The organism is Variovorax sp. Soil_C_33 (genome assembly GCF_057656935.1).
On record NZ_JBDGJK010000007.1, the window covers coordinates 42,891 to 58,640 of the forward strand.

General features: G+C 67.8%; 16 protein-coding genes. 12 read left to right on the top strand and 4 right to left on the bottom strand.

The window, feature by feature from the left end:
* Window position 1: 1 nt before the first annotated feature.
* A complete protein-coding gene (locus AC3A6B_RS12605; protein ID WP_126835440.1) occupies window positions 2-310 on the bottom strand; it encodes a phosphopantetheine-binding protein in 309 nt (102 codons plus the stop codon).
* Window positions 311-421: 111 nt separating this feature from the next.
* On the opposite strand from AC3A6B_RS12605, the gene AC3A6B_RS12610 reads away from it, so the two are divergent.
* The gene (locus AC3A6B_RS12610) at window positions 422-1,942 is read left to right on the top strand and encodes a helicase HerA-like domain-containing protein (protein WP_487837046.1); all 1,521 of its coding nucleotides are present in this window, start codon (window positions 422-424) and stop codon (window positions 1,940-1,942) included.
* 8 nt (window positions 1,943-1,950) lie between these two features.
* Here AC3A6B_RS12610 and AC3A6B_RS12615 read toward each other — a convergent pair whose 3' ends face one another.
* Together AC3A6B_RS12615 and AC3A6B_RS12620 are read right to left on the bottom strand one after the other, a co-directional pair.
* Complete coding sequence (locus AC3A6B_RS12615; RefSeq protein WP_487837047.1) at window positions 1,951-2,592, bottom strand: DUF1109 domain-containing protein; 642 nt, start codon at window positions 2,590-2,592, stop codon at window positions 1,951-1,953.
* Window positions 2,589-3,143, bottom strand: a complete 555-nt coding sequence (locus AC3A6B_RS12620) for a sigma-70 family RNA polymerase sigma factor (RefSeq protein WP_487837048.1) — start codon at window positions 3,141-3,143, stop codon at window positions 2,589-2,591. The genes AC3A6B_RS12615 and AC3A6B_RS12620 overlap by 4 nt, the downstream gene beginning before the upstream one ends.
* A 178-nt stretch (window positions 3,144-3,321) precedes the next feature.
* Here AC3A6B_RS12620 and AC3A6B_RS12625 point away from each other — a divergent pair, with 178 nt between their 5' ends.
* The 11 genes from AC3A6B_RS12625 (at window position 3,322) to AC3A6B_RS12675 (ending at window position 13,926) form a co-directional block, all read left to right on the top strand.
* Window positions 3,322-3,609, top strand: coding sequence for a BufA1 family periplasmic bufferin-type metallophore (locus AC3A6B_RS12625; protein WP_487837049.1), 288 nt, complete (start codon window positions 3,322-3,324; stop codon window positions 3,607-3,609).
* 107 nt (window positions 3,610-3,716) lie between these two features.
* Window positions 3,717-4,559, top strand: a complete 843-nt coding sequence (gene bufB / locus AC3A6B_RS12630; RefSeq protein ID WP_487837050.1) for an MNIO family bufferin maturase — start codon at window positions 3,717-3,719, stop codon at window positions 4,557-4,559.
* Window positions 4,556-5,317: an HvfC/BufC family peptide modification chaperone gene (locus AC3A6B_RS12635; protein ID WP_487837051.1), complete on the top strand. Its 762-nt coding sequence runs from the start codon at window positions 4,556-4,558 to the stop codon at window positions 5,315-5,317. The genes bufB and AC3A6B_RS12635 overlap by 4 nt, the downstream gene beginning before the upstream one ends.
* Window positions 5,314-5,799 carry a DoxX family protein gene (locus AC3A6B_RS12640; protein WP_487837052.1) on the top strand — a complete coding sequence of 162 codons (486 nt, stop codon included), beginning with the start codon at window positions 5,314-5,316 and terminating at the stop codon, window positions 5,797-5,799. Before AC3A6B_RS12635 ends, AC3A6B_RS12640 begins: the two co-directional genes overlap by 4 nt.
* A gap of 53 nt (window positions 5,800-5,852) precedes the next feature.
* Window positions 5,853-7,163: a GTP cyclohydrolase II gene (locus AC3A6B_RS12645; protein WP_487837053.1), complete on the top strand. Its 1,311-nt coding sequence runs from the start codon at window positions 5,853-5,855 to the stop codon at window positions 7,161-7,163.
* Window positions 7,160-8,569 carry a URC4/urg3 family protein gene (locus AC3A6B_RS12650; RefSeq protein WP_487837054.1) on the top strand — a complete coding sequence of 470 codons (1,410 nt, stop codon included), beginning with the start codon at window positions 7,160-7,162 and terminating at the stop codon, window positions 8,567-8,569. Before AC3A6B_RS12645 ends, AC3A6B_RS12650 begins: the two co-directional genes overlap by 4 nt.
* A 28-nt stretch (window positions 8,570-8,597) precedes the next feature.
* Complete coding sequence (upp, locus tag AC3A6B_RS12655) at window positions 8,598-9,227, top strand: uracil phosphoribosyltransferase (protein ID WP_093107717.1); 630 nt, start codon at window positions 8,598-8,600, stop codon at window positions 9,225-9,227.
* 25 nt (window positions 9,228-9,252) lie between these two features.
* Complete coding sequence (locus AC3A6B_RS12660; RefSeq protein WP_487837055.1) at window positions 9,253-10,254, top strand: BMP family protein; 1,002 nt, start codon at window positions 9,253-9,255, stop codon at window positions 10,252-10,254.
* 63 nt (window positions 10,255-10,317) lie between these two features.
* Window positions 10,318-11,859: an ABC transporter ATP-binding protein gene (locus AC3A6B_RS12665; RefSeq protein ID WP_487837056.1), complete on the top strand. Its 1,542-nt coding sequence runs from the start codon at window positions 10,318-10,320 to the stop codon at window positions 11,857-11,859.
* Window positions 11,860-11,944: 85 nt separating this feature from the next.
* Window positions 11,945-13,006, top strand: coding sequence for an ABC transporter permease (locus AC3A6B_RS12670; RefSeq protein WP_487837057.1), 1,062 nt, complete (start codon window positions 11,945-11,947; stop codon window positions 13,004-13,006).
* Entirely contained in the window at window positions 13,003-13,926 is a 924-nt protein-coding gene (locus AC3A6B_RS12675) for an ABC transporter permease (RefSeq protein WP_487837058.1), read from the top strand. Before AC3A6B_RS12670 ends, AC3A6B_RS12675 begins: the two co-directional genes overlap by 4 nt.
* 7 nt (window positions 13,927-13,933) lie before the next feature.
* Here AC3A6B_RS12675 and AC3A6B_RS12680 read toward each other — a convergent pair whose 3' ends face one another.
* The gene (locus AC3A6B_RS12680) at window positions 13,934-15,487 is read right to left on the bottom strand and encodes a peroxidase family protein (RefSeq protein WP_487837059.1); all 1,554 of its coding nucleotides are present in this window, start codon (window positions 15,485-15,487) and stop codon (window positions 13,934-13,936) included.
* Window positions 15,488-15,750 lie beyond the last annotated feature (263 nt).

Below are 15,750 nucleotides of genomic sequence, written 5' to 3' on the forward strand. Positions count from 1 at the left end.
ATCAGGAGTCGCCGCGATTCTGCGCGACGTGGGCCGCAAGACTGCGCAGCGACTGGAAGATTTGCTGGTTGCGCTCGTCGTCGGAACGCAGCTGGAAGCCGTACTTGCGCGAGACTTCGAGCGCGACTTCGAGGATGTCGATCGAATCGAGGCCCAGGCCTTCCCCGTAAAGCGGCGCCGTGGGCACGATCTCGGAGGGTGCGATCTCGAGATTGAGCGACTCCACCAGAAGCACGGCCAGCTCGTTCTCGAGGGCTGACTGTTCGGGCGCATCGCCGACGGCGGAAATAGGGGGCTGGGTCGATGACAAATCTAACTCCGAGAACTTTTGGATAACTTATCGCACGGGGTGCGAATTATAGGAGGCCGCCCTGAGCCGCTTCGCTAGACTGCGCACCGTACCACTTGACCGGGAGCACCCATGGCCGACCCTCTTCTGATTGCCCGCCACGACACCATCGAATGCGCCCTGCTGCCGGGCCTCGCCAATCGCCACGGCCTGATCACCGGCGCCACCGGCACCGGCAAGACCGTCACCTTGCAGACCATTGCCGAACAGCTCTCGAACATCGGCGTGCCGGTCTTCATGGCCGACGTCAAGGGAGACCTGACTGGTGCCAGCCAGAAAGGCAGCATCGGCGAGAAGATGGCCGCCACGCTCAAGGAACGCGGCATCGAGCTGCCCGCGCCCCTCGCCTGCCCCGTGACGCTGTGGGACGTGTTCGGCGAACAGGGCCACCCGGTGCGCGCCACCGTCTCCGACATGGGCCCGCTGCTGCTGGGCCGCATGCTCAACCTCAACGAGACCCAGGCCGGCGTGCTGAACCTGGTGTTCAAGATCGCCGACGACAACGGCCTCCTGCTGCTCGACCTGAAGGACCTGCGCGCGATGCTGCAGCACGTGGGCGAAAACGCGAGCCAGTTCACCACCGAGTACGGCAATGTCAGCGCCGCCAGCGTGGGCGCGATCCAGCGCGGCCTGCTTTCGATCGAGAGCCAGGGCGGCGACAAGTTCTTCGGCGAGCCGATGCTCAACATCTCGGACTTCATGCAGACCGCGGACGGCAAGGGCGTGGTCAACATCCTCGCCGCCGACAAGCTGATGAACTCGCCGCGGCTCTACGCGACCTTCCTCTTGTGGCTGCTGTCGGAACTGTTCGAGCAACTGCCCGAGATCGGCGACCCCGAGCAGCCCAAGCTGGTGTTCTTCTTCGACGAGGCCCACCTGCTCTTCAACGAGGCGCCCAAGGCCCTGGTCGAGCGCATCGAGCTCGTGGTGCGGCTGGTGCGCTCCAAGGGCGTGGGCGTGTTCTTCGTGACGCAGAACCCGCTGGACATTCCGGACACCGTTCTGGCGCAGCTGGGCAACCGGGTGCAGCATGCGTTGCGCGCTTTCACGCCGCGGGATCAGAAGGCGGTGAAGGCCACGGCGACGACGATGCGGCAGAAGCCGGGGTTGGATATCGAGACCGCGATCACCGAGCTGGCGGTGGGCGAAGCGCTGGTGAGTTTTCTCGACGCGAAGGGGCGGCCCAGCATCACCGAACGCGTCTATGTGCTGCCGCCGGGGAGCCAGATCGGGCCGATCACGGCCGCGCAGCGGCAGGCGTTGATTGCGAATTCGCTGGTGGCCGGTGTGTACGAAAAGGCGGTGGACCGGGAGTCGGCTTACGAGAAGCTGAAGCAACGCGCGGAGACCGCCCCTGATGCGCAGGATGTCAAGGGCAAGCTTGGCACAGCGGGCGCGGAGGAATCGGGCGGGTTGATGGGTGGGCTGAACGAGATCCTGTTCGGCTCAACCGGCCCTCGCGGCGGCAAGCGCGATGGACTTGCCCAGACGATGGCGAAGTCGGCCGTGCGGACCATGGGAACGACCGTAGGCAAGGAGATCCTGCGCGGCGTGCTGGGCGGTATCTTCGGCGCAAAGAGCCGTCGACGCTAACGGGCCGTTCACCAGCGCAGCAGCCGATGCCCGATGGCCGCCCCCGCCAGCACCGGCAGCGCCATCCCCGCCACGTACCAGATCGCCAGAAACGGCGCTGCCAGCTCCTGGCAATGCAAGGCATAGACCGCCGCCCCCACCCCCGCTGACATCGCACCCGCCGCCGCACCGGCAAGCGCCGGCTGCGTCGGCGCCAGGCCCTTCAACGCGATCAGCGAAGCCACGAACACCGGCAGCGAGATCACTGCGATATTGAAGGCGCAACTGCGCCAGGTCTGGCCCCAGACCAGGGCCGCGCGCTCGTCCGCGGGCGCGAGGAACCAGGCCGCGAAGCCCAGCACCCACAACGCCAGCACCGGCAGCGCCAAACCCAGCCATGCGGCGCGAACCCGCGCGCCGGGGCGCGCAAGACGCTGCACGACCACGAAGCCGGCGATGGCGATGGCGAGTGGAACCACCAGCTTGACCCAGAACATCGGCCAGAACATGGTCTGCACCAGGTCGCGCCGCACGCCGTACTCGAACATCATCCATGCGATCGACAGCGGCACGCCGGCCAGCAGCGCGATCGAGATGCGCCGTGCCGCCGCGTGCCGGGGCACCGGTTGCGCCTCGCGTGCCAGCAGGGATACGAGCTCGTCTGTTTTCACGAAGAGGACTCCTTGATCTTCAGCGCCAGCGCCTTGAGCCCGCGGTGGATGCCGACCTTGATCGCCGATTCCGACATGCCGGTCTTGCGCGCCGCCTCGGCCACCGACAGGCCTTCGAGCTTGACGTGGACGATCGGCAGGCGATGCCGATCGGGCAAGGTGTCGAGCAGGCCCGCCAGGTCGCGGCGCGCGTCGCTGGCTTCGGTGGCCGACTCGGCGAAGACGGCCAGATCGTCGTCCAGCGGATCGTTGAGCGCCTCGCGGCTGGCCTTGCTGCGCAGCAGGTCGATCATCTTGTAGCGCGCGATCGCATGCACCCAGGCCGTCAGGGGCTGGTCGATCTGGTAGGTGTGGCGCTGGTTGTGCATGGCTAACAGGCATTCCTGGACAAGGTCTTCCACTTCGTCGGGCCAGCCGAACAGCCGCCGGCCCAGGAACGCGCGCAGGTGTGCGCTGAGCTTCTGCAGGAAGGCGCGGTAGGCCTGGGCGTCGCCGTCCAGGCCGCGCACGAACAGGTCGTGCAGCACCGTCTCCGCTTCGCTCTTTGCCATCGGGCTCCCACTTGTCATTCGTGCTTTCACTCAAGCCGGTTACAGGCACAGCCAAAAAAAGAAATCCGGCGGATTGTGCCGTGCGCTGTAACCCTGTTCGCGCAGACTGCGAAGTAGAAACGACTGCGCCGAGCGGCGCGGTTGAAACGAACCTTCACTCAACCACTGGAGCTCATCCATGATCACTCGTCCTCTCGCCATCACCGCTCTCGCCCTGGGCGCCCTCGCCGCCGGCTCCGCCATGGCGCAAGACAAACCGATGGCCGACAAGAAGGCCGCGATGGAGAAGTGCTACGGCGTCTCGATGGCCGGCAAGAACGACTGCGCTGCCGGCCCCGGCACCACCTGTGCAGGCACCTCCAAGGTCGACTACCAGGGGAATGCCTGGAAGAACGTGGCCGCAGGCACCTGCACCACGATCAAGACGCCGAAGGGCACCGGCTCGCTGACGCCCATCAAGTCCTGAAGATGTCTGTCCGCCGGCTTGCCGCTTCGTGTGCTTCGCCACCCCCCGAGGGGGAGGCGCGGCCGCCTTGGGGCGGCCCGGCGGCGTCCGCAGACCCCGCCGCCGCCATGTCCAGCGCGCTCACCTCAGGCCTCGGCCTCAAGCCGGAGCACTACGACTCTGCGCTCACGGCGCAGGTCGAGGGCCTGTGGTTCGAGGTGCATCCCGAGAACTACATGGTGGCGGGCGGGCCGCGGCTCGGATGGCTGGAAGCGATCCGCGGGCGCCATCCGCTGTCGCTGCACGGCGTCTCGCTCTCGCTGGCCGGCGATGCCGAGCCCGATGCCGCGCACCTCCAGCGGCTGGCCGCGCTCGCGCGGCGCATCCAGCCTGCATTGATTTCCGAACATCTCGCATGGTCCGCCTGGAAGGGCCAGCACTTCCCCGACCTGCTTCCCTTTCCTCGCAGCACCGAAGCGCTGCATCGCATTGCCGCGAACATCGCGCGCACGCAGGATGCGCTCAACACCACGATCGCGATCGAGAACCCTTCCCACTACCTGCGCTTCGACGGGCACGAGTGGGACGAGATCGACTTCCTCGCCGAGCTCGCGCGGCGCACCGGGTGCACGCTGCTGCTCGACATCAACAACGTTCATGTGTCGGCGCGCAATCTCGGCTACTCGGCCGAGCAATGGCTCGACCGCTTTCCGCAGGCATTGGTGAGCGAGATCCACCTCGCGGGCCATGCACTCGACCCGACGCTGGGCGAGGCGCTCTTGATCGATTCGCACGACGCGCCGATCGCGCCGGAGGTCTGGCGCCTCTACCGTCGCTTCATCGAGCGTGCCGGCGCCCGCCCCACGCTGATCGAACGCGACGGCAATGTGCCGGCCTTCGACGAACTGATGGGCGAGCGCTCGCAGGCCGATGCCGAGCTGCGCCGCATCGCGCAGGAGACCACGGCATGAGCGCGTCGCTCACACAGTTCCAAGGCGCCTTCGCCAAGGCCTTGTTCGCACCGCAGGGCATCACGGATCCGGTGGTGCAACAGCTCGCGTCGCAGCCCGCCTTCGCGGTCTACCGCAACACCGTGATGAAGGGCTGCATCGATGCCCTCGACGCCAATTTCCCGGCCGTGGCGCGGCTGGTGGGCAGCGAATGGTTCCGTGCCGCCGCGGCGCTGCATGTGGCGGCCGAGCCGCCGCACGATGGCCGGCTGATGAACTACGGCAGGGGCTTCGCCGAGTTCCTGCAAGGCTTCGAGCCGGCCGCCGAACTGCCCTACCTGCCCGGCGTGGCGCGGCTCGATGCCCTGTGGTGCGAGGCCCATGCCGCGCTGGATGCGCCCGTGCTCGATGCGGCATGGCTCGCCCGCTGCGCGCCGGAGTTGCTCGCGACGCTGGTGCTCAATCCCCATCCGGCGGCGCGCTGGGCCTGGTTCGACGAGCAGCCGGTCTACAGCATCTGGGCGCGCAACCGCAGCCCCGCCGACGACGAGGAAGAGCTTGTCTGGCAAGGCGAAGGCGCATTGCTCACGCGTCCCGCCGACACCGTGGTCTGGCGCGCGATCACGAGGGCCGGCTGCGCTTTTCTCGACGCCTGCGCCGCCGGTCTGCCGCTGGCCGAGGCGGCCGAACGCGCGCTCGCCGCCGACCCCGATGCCGATCTCGCCGCCCTCCTCGAAAGCCTGCTGCGCGCGGGCGCCTTCACCGAAAGAACGCCATGAACTCGAACGCCACCGCCTCCAACGCCCCGGGCTCCACCGAGGGCCATGGCCTTCGCGCACGCTGGAACCTGCTGGCCGAATGGCTCGCGCGCATCGTGTCGCACGATGTGCTGGCCCTGGCCACGCGCGTCGCCATCGCCGCGATCTTCTTTCTCTCGGGCCGCACCAAGGTCGAAGGTTTCCTCACGCTGACCGACAGCGCCCAGGAACTCTTCCGCACCGAGTACAAGCTGCCGCTCGTGCCGCCCGAGATCGCGGCGCACCTCGCGGCCTATGCGGAGCACCTGTTTCCGGTGCTGCTGGTGCTGGGCCTGCTCACGCGGCTGTCGGCGCTTGCGCTCCTGGGCATGACGCTGGTGATCCAGGTCTTCGTCTATCCGGACGCTTGGCCCACGCATCTTTCGTGGGCTGCGCTGCTGCTCTACCTGGTGGGTCGAGGAGCAGGTGCCTTGTCAATCGACCGCCTGCTTCGAGTGGCCTAGCTGCTTGCCAGTCGCAGAAGCCCTCGCTACATTGTGTTTTTTGAGGGCCTGCAATGTCTGTTGACACCGTTCCGACTCCTTCCACGCCACCTCTTTCCGCGAACCTCGAGCCCTCCTCCGTACCGTCCCAGCGGCCCCACATTCGCCTGACCTCCCACGCGGGCGGCTTCGGTGCCCTGCCGATCCAGTGGGGCGCCGCCACCGCCGCCGAGCGCGGCCCGGTGGTCGGCACCACGACCAAGCGCGCGCACCGCAACGTGATCGGCACGCACAGCGGCTCCTATAGCGTCTACCGCGCGCTGGCCGTCGCGGCCGGTGCGCTCAAGCGCGAGCACAAGGCCGACCTCACCAACACCGCGCCGACCGACGTGATCGGTCCTTATCCGCAATGGAGCGAGCCCGGCCGCATCGTCTCGCTCGATCCCTGGGGCGCGCTGGTGGCCGACGTGTTCTCCACCGAGCTGGCAGCCGGCTACGACATCCGCCCCACCATCGCCATCACCAAGGCGCACGTGATCCTGCCGGAGGTGATCGAGGCGCTGCAGACCGGCCGACTGAAGGCCGACGGCAAGTTCCTCACCGCCGGCGGCGCGGCGATGGTCACCAAGGCGGCGATCGAGCCGGTCTGGTACCTGCCCGAGGTCGCCAGGCGCTTCGGCTGTTCCGAGACCGACCTGCGCCGCGTGCTCTTCGAAGAGACCGGCGGCATGTACCCCGAGCTCGTGACGCGTTCCGACCTCGAGGTCTTCCTGCCGCCCATCGGCGGCCAGACCCTCTACATCTTCGGCAACGCGCGCGACCTGGCCAACCCGGATGTCGAACTCACGGCACGCATCCATGACGAGTGCAACGGCTCCGACGTATTCGGCTCCGACATCTGCACCTGCCGGCCCTACCTGACGCACGCCATCGAGGAGTGCATCCGCGGCGCGCAGCGCGGCGGCGTCGGCCTGATCGCCTATTCGCGCAAGGAAGGCCGGGCGCTGGGCGAAGTGACCAAGTTCCTGGTCTACAACGCGCGCAAGCGCCAGGTGGGCGGCGACACGGCCGACCAGTATTTCGCGCGCACCGAGTGCGTGGCCGGCGTGCAGGACATGCGCTTCCAGGAGCTGATGCCCGACGTCTTCCACTGGCTCGGCATCCGCAAGATCCATCGCCTGGTCTCGATGAGCAACATGAAGTTCGACGCCATCACCGGCTCGGGCATCGAGATCGGCGAGCGCATCAACATCCCCGACGAACTGATCCCGGCCGATGCCCGCGTCGAGATGGACGCCAAGATGGCGGCCGGCTACTTCACGCCCGGCGTGGTGCCGGACGCCGAAGAACTCAAGAAGGCCAAGGGCCGGAAGCTGGATCAATGAGCAAGGACAACTACGGGCTCGATCCCGATCGCCCCACCTCGAATGCGGCCGTGCGCCATGCCGATGCCGACGGCCATGTCGACCCGGCGCTCGAATTCGTGGCCGACACCACGCAGCCCGCGGGCGCCGCGGCCTTCCTGCGCACCACCCGGGCGGTACGCATCCGCGCTGCCCAATTGCTGGGGCGTGCGCGCCGCGGCGAGTCGCAATGGTTCACCATCGGCGACGAGGCAGCGCTCGAGGACACGGCGCGCACAGTGGCCGAGGTGACGCGCGAACGCTACCCCTGGGACACCATCCCGTACCACAGCCGCTGGCGCCACTTCGAGGCCGGGGACGTGAACCGTCTGAAGGAACTCGATCGCCTGCTGGGCCCCGTGGACGGGCCCCAGCGTGCCCGCGCCCACATCGACCTGGTGCTGGTGAGCGTGCTGCTCGATGCCGGCGCCGGGCCCGAATGGCACTACATCGAGCCGTCCACCGGCAAGCGCTTCACCCGCTCCGAAGGCCTGGGCGTCGCCAGCTTCCACGCCTTCACGAGCGGCCTGTTCTCCTCCAATCCTGACCGCCCCTTTCAAGCCGACGCGGCCGGCCTGCGCGGCCTGGTGACCGACCGGCTGGGCGACGCCTTCCAGGTCAGCGAAGTCAACCCGATCGTGGGCCTCGCTGGCCGCGCCACGCTGCTGCGCCGGCTCGGCGAGGCCATGAGCGAACAGCCCGAGACCTTCGGCGACGACGGCCGGCCCGGCGGCATCTTCGACGCGCTGGTCAGCCCGCTGGGACCGGCCGCGCCACCGACGGCCGAGATCACGGCGCACGAGGTCCTCTCGCTGCTGCTCGAATCGCTGTCGCAAATCTGGCCCGCCGCCAATGCGATCGACAGCCTCGCGGCCGACGGCAGCGATGCGACCGGCGGCATCGGCTCGAGCGACCCGGCACTGGCGCTGGGCGACTGCTGGCGCCACAGCGCGGTGCGCGGGCCGGGGCTCACCAACGGCTGGATGCCCTTCCACAAGCTCTCGCAATGGCTGACCTATTCGCTGCTCGAGCCTTTCGAGTGGGCCGGCGTCAAGGTGCGCCACCTCGATGCGATGACTGCACTGCCCGAGTACCGCAACGGCGGCCTGCTGCTCGACGGCGGCGTGATCGTGCCCCGGGACCCGGCCCTGCTCGAACGCACATGGAAGGTGGGCGACGAGTTCATCGTCGAATGGCGCGCGCTCACCGTCGCGCTGCTCGACGAGCTCGCGCCCCGGGTGCGCAAGGTGCTCGACCGCAGCGAGGAAGAGCTGCCGCTGGCGCGCATTCTGGAAGGCGGCACCTGGGCCGCGGGCCGCGCGCTGGCACAACGCTTGCGTGGCGGTGAGCCGCCCTTGCGCATCGAGAGCGACGGCACGGTCTTCTAGACTTCTCACTTTTCTCATAACAACTCTCATGAGCAACGTCCACCTCGTCGACCATCCCCTCGTCCAGCACAAACTCACGCTGATGCGCCGCAAGGAAGCCAGCACCAACAGCTTCCGGCGCCTGCTCAACGAGATCAGCATGCTGATGGCCTACGAGGTCACGCGCGACATGCCGATGCAGGACATCGAGATCGAGACCCCCCTCGAGACGATGAACGCCAAGGTGATCGACGGCAAGAAGGTGGTGCTGGTCTCCATCCTGCGCGCCGGCACCGGCATCCTGGACGGCATGCTGAGCGTGGTGCCGGGTGCGCGCGTGGGCCACATCGGCCTGTACCGCGACCCCAAGACGCTGACCGCGGTCGAGTACTACTTCAAGATGCCCGGCGGCATGGAGGAGCGCGACGCGATCGTGGTCGATCCGATGCTGGCCACCGGCAACTCGGCGGTCGCTGCGGTGGAGCGGCTCAAGGAGCTGAATCCGAAGTCGATCAAGTTCGTCTGCCTGCTGACCTGCCCCGAAGGCATCAAGACCTTCCAGGCCGCGCACCCCGACGTGCCGATCTACACCGCGGCCATTGACCGCGAGCTCAACAGCCATGGCTACATCTTGCCGGGGCTCGGCGATGCGGGCGACCGCATCTTCGGCACCAAATGAACTTGATTTCAACGAGGAGAAGTCCGTGTTCCTACGCCGTCATCTGATCATCCCTTCGGTCGCCATTGCCGCCGCGCTCGCGGCCGGTGCGCCCGGCCTGGCGCTCGCGCAGGCCAAGCTCAAGGTGGCGGCGGTCTACACCGTGCCCTTCGAGCAGCAATGGGTGGGCCGCATCCACAAGGCGCTGAAGGCGGCGGAGGCGCGCGGCGAGATCGAATACAAGGCCACCGAGAACGTCGCCAACGCCGACTACGAGCGCGTGATGCGCGAGTATGCGCAGGCCGGCAACCAGCTGATCCTCGGCGAGGTCTTCGGCGTCGAGGCGGCCGCGCGTAAGGTGGCGAAGGACTTTCCGAAGACGGCCTTCCTGATGGGCTCCTCGCTCAAGCCGCAGGCGCCCAACTTCTCGGTCTTCGACAATTACATCCAGGAGCCGGCCTACCTCTCCGGCATGGTGGCCGGCGGCATGACCAAGACCAACAAGATCGGGATGGTCGGCGGCTTCCCGATCCCCGAGGTCAACCGCCTGATGAACGCCTTCATGGCCGGCGCGAAGGAAACCAACCCGAAGGTGGAGTTCAGCGTGAGCTTCATCAACAGCTGGTTCGATCCGCCCAAGGCCAAGGAAGCCGCCTTCGCGATGATCGACAAGGGCGCCGACGTGATGTATGCCGAGCGCTTCGGCGTCAGCGACGCGGCCAAGGAAAAGGGCAAGCTCGCGATCGGCAACGTGATCAACACGCAGGACAAATACCCCGACACGGTGGTCGCCTCGGCGCTCTGGAACTTCGAGCCCTCGGCCGACCGCGCGATCAAGCTGGTGAAGGAAGGCAAGTTCGCGGCCGAGGACTACGGCCCCTATTCGATGATGAAGCACAAGGGCTCCAAGCTTGCGCCTCTGGGCACCTTCGAGAAGAAGGTGCCGGCCGACATCGTCGCCAAGGTCAAGGCCAGGGAGGCCGAGATCCTTTCCGGCAAGTTCACGGTGAAGGTCGACGACAGTCAACCCAAGTCCACCGCGAAGTAAGCGCGATGGGTCGTTCCTGCTCCCTCTCCCTCCGGGAGAGGGTTGGGGTGAGGGCACCGGGCCGTGGATAGCGAGAGGCAGCAAGAGACCGTCCTCTCGCTTCGCGGCATCACCAAGCGCTTCGGCGCGCTGGTGGCCAACGATGCCGTCTCGCTCGAACTGCGCTCCGGCGAAGTGCTGGCGCTCCTGGGCGAGAACGGCGCCGGCAAGTCGACGCTGATGTCGATCCTGTTCGGCCACTACACGGCCGACGCGGGCGAGATCGAGGTCTTCGGCCGGCCCCTCGCGCCCGGCAATCCGAAGGCGGCGCTGGCCGCGGGCGTGGGCATGGTGCACCAGCACTTCACGCTGGCGGACAACCTCAGCGTGCTCGACAACGTGATGATGGGCACCGAGCCGCTGTGGCAAGGGTTCTCGCGGCGCAGCGCAGCGCGTGCCAGGCTGCTCGAAGTTTCGCGCCGCTTCGGCCTGCCGGTGCAGCCGGACGCAACGATCGGCAGCCTCTCGGTCGGCGAGCGGCAGCGCGTCGAAATCCTCAAAGCGCTGTACCGCGGCGCGCGCATCCTGATCCTCGACGAGCCGACCGCTGTGCTCACGCCGCAGGAGAGCGAGGCGCTGTTCCACACCCTGGCGCAGATGGTGGCGCAGGGCCTGTCGATCATCTTCATCAGCCACAAGCTGGCCGAGGTGCTGCGCGTGTCGCATCGCATCGCGGTGCTGCGCGGGGGCAAGCTGGTGGCCGAAGCGCGCACCGCCGAGACCACGCAAGCGCAACTCGCGCTGTGGATGGTCGGCCATGCGATCGAAGGCGTGGTGCGCAGCCCCGCGCGGCAGGTGGGCGACGCGGTCTGCGTGCTGGACCATGTGCAAACGGCAGGCAGCGGTCATGACCGGCTGGCGGATGTGACGCTCACGCTCAAAGCCGGCGAGATCACGGCGATCGCGGGCGTTTCCGGCAATGGCCAGGTCGCGCTGGCGGAACTGCTCTGCGGCACGCGGCGCGCGACCGGCGGCACGGTGCGGCTGATGGGTCGTGCCTTGCCGTCCTCGCCTGCGCGGCTGGTCCAGCGCGGCGTGGCGCGCATCCCGGAAGACCGGCACGCGGTCGGCGTGCTGGGCGACCTGCCGGTATGGGAGAACGCGGTGTCGGAGCGGCTGCGCAGCACGGCCTTCTCGCGCTGGCTGTGGGTGCGGCGCGCCGGCGCGCGAGCGCATGCGCGGCGCATCGAGAAAGCCTACGACGTGCGCGGCGCCGGGCTCGAATCGCCGGCGCGCTCGCTCTCGGGCGGCAACATGCAGAAGCTGATCCTCGGCCGCGCGCTGCTGGCGCCCGATACGCCGAAGAGCCACGGCAAGACCGCGCGGCTGATCGTGGCGCACCAGCCGACCTGGGGGCTGGACGTCGGCGCCGTTGCCTATGTGCAGCAGCAGCTGATCGCGGCGCGCGATGCCGGCGCCGCGGTGCTCTTGATCTCCGACGATCTCGACGAGGTGCTGGCGCTGGGCGACCGCGTGGCCGTGATGCACGGCGGCCAGCTCGGCGAGCCGCGGCCGGCCTCGGCCTGGACGCGCGAAGCCATCGGCTTGGCGATGGCAGGTTCATGAGCGCAGCGCCGGGTCGCCCCAAGCGAGCTCGCGCCCCCTCGGGAGGCAACGAGGACACGCAGTGCCGAGCCTGGGGGCCACATCCATGAGGCTGGAGCGCCGTCATGAAATATCTCGCGCGGCCCTGGTGCTCGCGCCCTTCGGCGCGGTCGGCTTCACCCTGCTGGTCAGCGCGCTGCTGGTGCTCTGGGCCGGCGCACCGGTGGGCCGCACCTACGCCCTGCTTCTGCAGGGCGGCTTCGGCTCGGTGTTCGCCTGGAGCGAAACGCTGACACGCGCGATTCCGCTGGTCCTCACCGGCCTGGCCGCCACCGTGGCCTTCAAGGCCCGGCTCTTCAACATCGGCGCCGAGGGCCAGCTCTACGGCGGCGCGCTCGCGGCCGTGGCCGTGGGCGGCCTGCATGGCGGCACCGGCTTCGCGCTCCCGACTTGGGTGCTGTTCCCGCTGATGATGGGGGCGGCCGCGGTCGTCGGGGCCCTGCTGCTGCTCGGCCCGGCGCTGATGAAGAACAAGCTCGGCGTCGACGAAGTGGTGACCACGCTGCTGTTCAATTTCATCGTGCTGCTCGGCGTCTCGGCGATGCTCGACGGGCCGATGAAGGACCCGACGGCGATGGGCTGGCCGCAGAGCGTGTCGCTGCAGCCCGAGCTCGAACTGGGGCGGCTGATCGCGCAGACCCGCGTCCATACCGGCCTGCTGTGGGCCGGCGCGCTGGCGTTGATGGTCTGGGTGCTGTTCAAGTACACGGTAATCGGCTTCGATATCCGTGCGACCGGCGCGAATGCGCGCGCAGCCGCCTTTGCGGGCGTGCCGGTCACGCGCACCGTCGTGCTGGTGGCGCTGCTCTCAGGCGCGCTGGCCGGGCTGGCGGGCGCGATCGAGGTGGCGGGCCGCACCAGCTACGTCACCCTCGACATGTCGCCCGGCTACGGCTACAGCGGCATCGTGATCGCGATGCTGGCCGGGCTACATCCCTTGGGCGTGCTGGCGGCGGGCGTGTTCGTCGCCGGCGTGCTGGTCGGCGCCGACACCATGAGCCGTGCGATCGGCGTGCCGACCTACATTGCCGACGTGATCGTGGCGGCCTCGCTGATCGCGGTGCTGGTGGCGACCCTGCTGACGCAGTACCGGGTGCGGTGGAGATGAGCGACATCGCCGACATCCTGTCCAACGCCTCGTTCGGGGTCGCGGTGCTGCGCATCGCCACGCCGCTGATCTTCGGCACGCTGGGCGTGCTGCTGTGCGAGCGCGCGGGCGTACTGAACCTCGGCATCGAAGGGATCATGGTCGCGGGCGCCTTCGCCGGCTGGCTCGCGGTGTATGCCGGCGCACCGCTGTGGATCGGCGTCGCGGTGGCGGCGCTGACGGGCGCCGTCTTCGGCCTCTTGCACGCCTTCCTGACCGTAGGCCTCGCACTCTCGCAGCATGTGTCGGGCCTCGGCATCACGCTGCTGGCGACGGCGCTCAGCTACTACGGCTACCGCGTGAGCTTTCCGAAGGTGAACACGCCGCCGACCGTGACGCCCTTCGCGCCGATGGAATGGCTGCACATTCCGGTGCTCGATGCGCAGACGCCGCTCACACTGTTCGCGCTGCTGCTGGTGCCGGTGCTGGCGTACATCCTCTACCGCACGCCGCTCGGCCTGGCGCTGCGCATGGTCGGCGAGAACCCGCAGGCGGCCGAGGGCCAGGGCGTCTCGGTCGCGGCCACGCGCAGCGGCGCCATCGTCGCCGGCTCGGCGCTGATGGGCGTGGCGGGTTCCTTCCTCACGCTGTCGGCCTTCAACGCCTTCTTCTTCAACATGGTCAACGGCCGCGGCTGGATCTGCGTGGCGCTGGTGGTCTTCGCCTCCTGGCGGCCGGCCAAGGCCCTGCTGGGCGCCCTGCTGTTCGCCTTCTTCGACGCGCTGCAGCTGCGGCTGCAGCAATCGGGCGATGCGGCACTGCCCTACCAGCTCTACCTGATGCTGCCCTATGTGCTGTCGATCGTGGCGCTGGTGCTGGTGGCACGCAGAGCCAGCTATCCGCAAGCCCTCATGAAGCCGTACCGCAAAGGCGAACGCTGATCCGGCTTCAAGGCGGTCCCAGCGGGTTGATCACGCCCGCCGCCGGAATATTCGACTGGCCCTTGCGCTTCTCGACGAAGTTGAACAGGTCGTTGATCTTGAAGGCGCCATCGGCCGAAGGCAGCACCGTGCTCTGCGGGTTGCTGAGCACGCTCTCGGGATCGTCCCTGAGCAGCCCGATGAATACCTCCGCGACGATGGCCGCGCCGGCCGGGCCGAGATGCTCGCCGCCGGTCTTGATCTCCGCCTCCTTGAGCAGATAGAACCACAGCGGCGTGTGCCGGCCGATGTTGAACTTCTTGACAACTTTGCCGCCCGTTCCCGATTCGAGTTGGGCTTTGGTCAGCAGGGGCATCTTCATGCGCGCCGCCACCGCCTGCCCGGTGGGCAGCTTGTAGTGGCGCGAGCTGCGCAGCAGGTTGAGCCTGGCCAGTGGAATGCCCTTGACGGGCGGATCGGCCGCAGGGTCGCCGCCGATCATCAGTTGATCCGACAGGCTTGCATCGATGGCGCTGGCCATTTGCGGCTCCACGCCGAGACCGGGGAAGAAGGCGCTCCAGTCGAGCAGCCAGTTGGTCGGGTACTGCAGGCCACCGAAGAACCCGCCGTCACCGGTGAAGGTGAAAGCAAGCCTGAAGTCGGTGCCTTGGGGAAACACGCGGTTGAAGTTGTAGACGGAACGCACCATGCTGTGTCCGTAGCGATAGGCCGCGCCCGAGAACTCCAACGGAATGAAGGCCTGCGTCGCCAGAGCGCAGGGGCCGATCCGATAGAAGCGCAGCTTGTCCAAAGCGTCCTTCAGCGCCTTCTTGCCCACGATCAGCGGCAGAAACTGGTTCAGCAGGATCTGCTGGTAGTGCTGGATGACGATCAGGCGCACCTCCTCGAAGGACTTTTCTGGAAACTCGGCGCACACGGCATTGTGGAAATGCAGCATCGTGCGGTGCAGCTGCGCGATGATCAGGTTCTCGTCGTTGCGCTTGTCGCCCAGGATGGCGGTGCGATCGCCGAGCCCGAAGCAGGCACGAGGCAGGTCGTACAGTGCGCCGTCCAGATCCTTGACGGCCTGCACGTCCTGGCCCGGTCCGCCCTTGGGGTCGGCCGCCGGGCCGATGAGGAACTGATTGCTCTTGGTGCCGGTCTGCCGGCGGTAGAGGAAGGGCTGGTCGCGCGGGCCCGAGCCGTAGAGGCTGTCGAGGTCCAGCGCCGGAGTCCGGAAGTTGACGAGATCGGCGACATCGACCGCGTTCTCGCCGATGCTGGTCGGATCGAAGGTGATGTCGTGGTCGACGAACTGGCCGAAGTAGGTGAAGCCCGCCGGGATCACGCCGGGCTTCGGCGGCCCGCTGGCATGCATCGCGTCGCCGAGTTCCTCGGCCACCTGGGCATCGGTTGCCGCGCTGCCGGTGGTCCACGGGCTGCTCGACAGCTCGGGGAACAGGAAGCCGAAGCGGCCCGGCTTGACCATGTTGCTGCGCACCGGGTCGGCATTGGCCGTGCTCTCGCCATGGCTGGTCGGCGGCTTGGGTGGCGGGGGAGACTTCGAGGACGGGCTGTTCATCACGGAACTCCTTGGGGGAGTAGTTCGACTAAAGAGGAAAGCACACCCCCGCGACCCTCGTTGCCTTGGGCCTGATCGTTAAGTAGGGGGTGTCGAATCTCCGCGCAGATGCGCGGATCGTGTCGGCCGCCGTTCATGGCGCCGAATGAGCGCGACATCGAAGTGCCGAACAGTCCGGCATCGATGCGGGTCATTGTGGGCGCCGCAACTGTGATTTTTCAAAGGTTTGCGGCGCGGCATTCGCCATACGACACCCGCTCTAA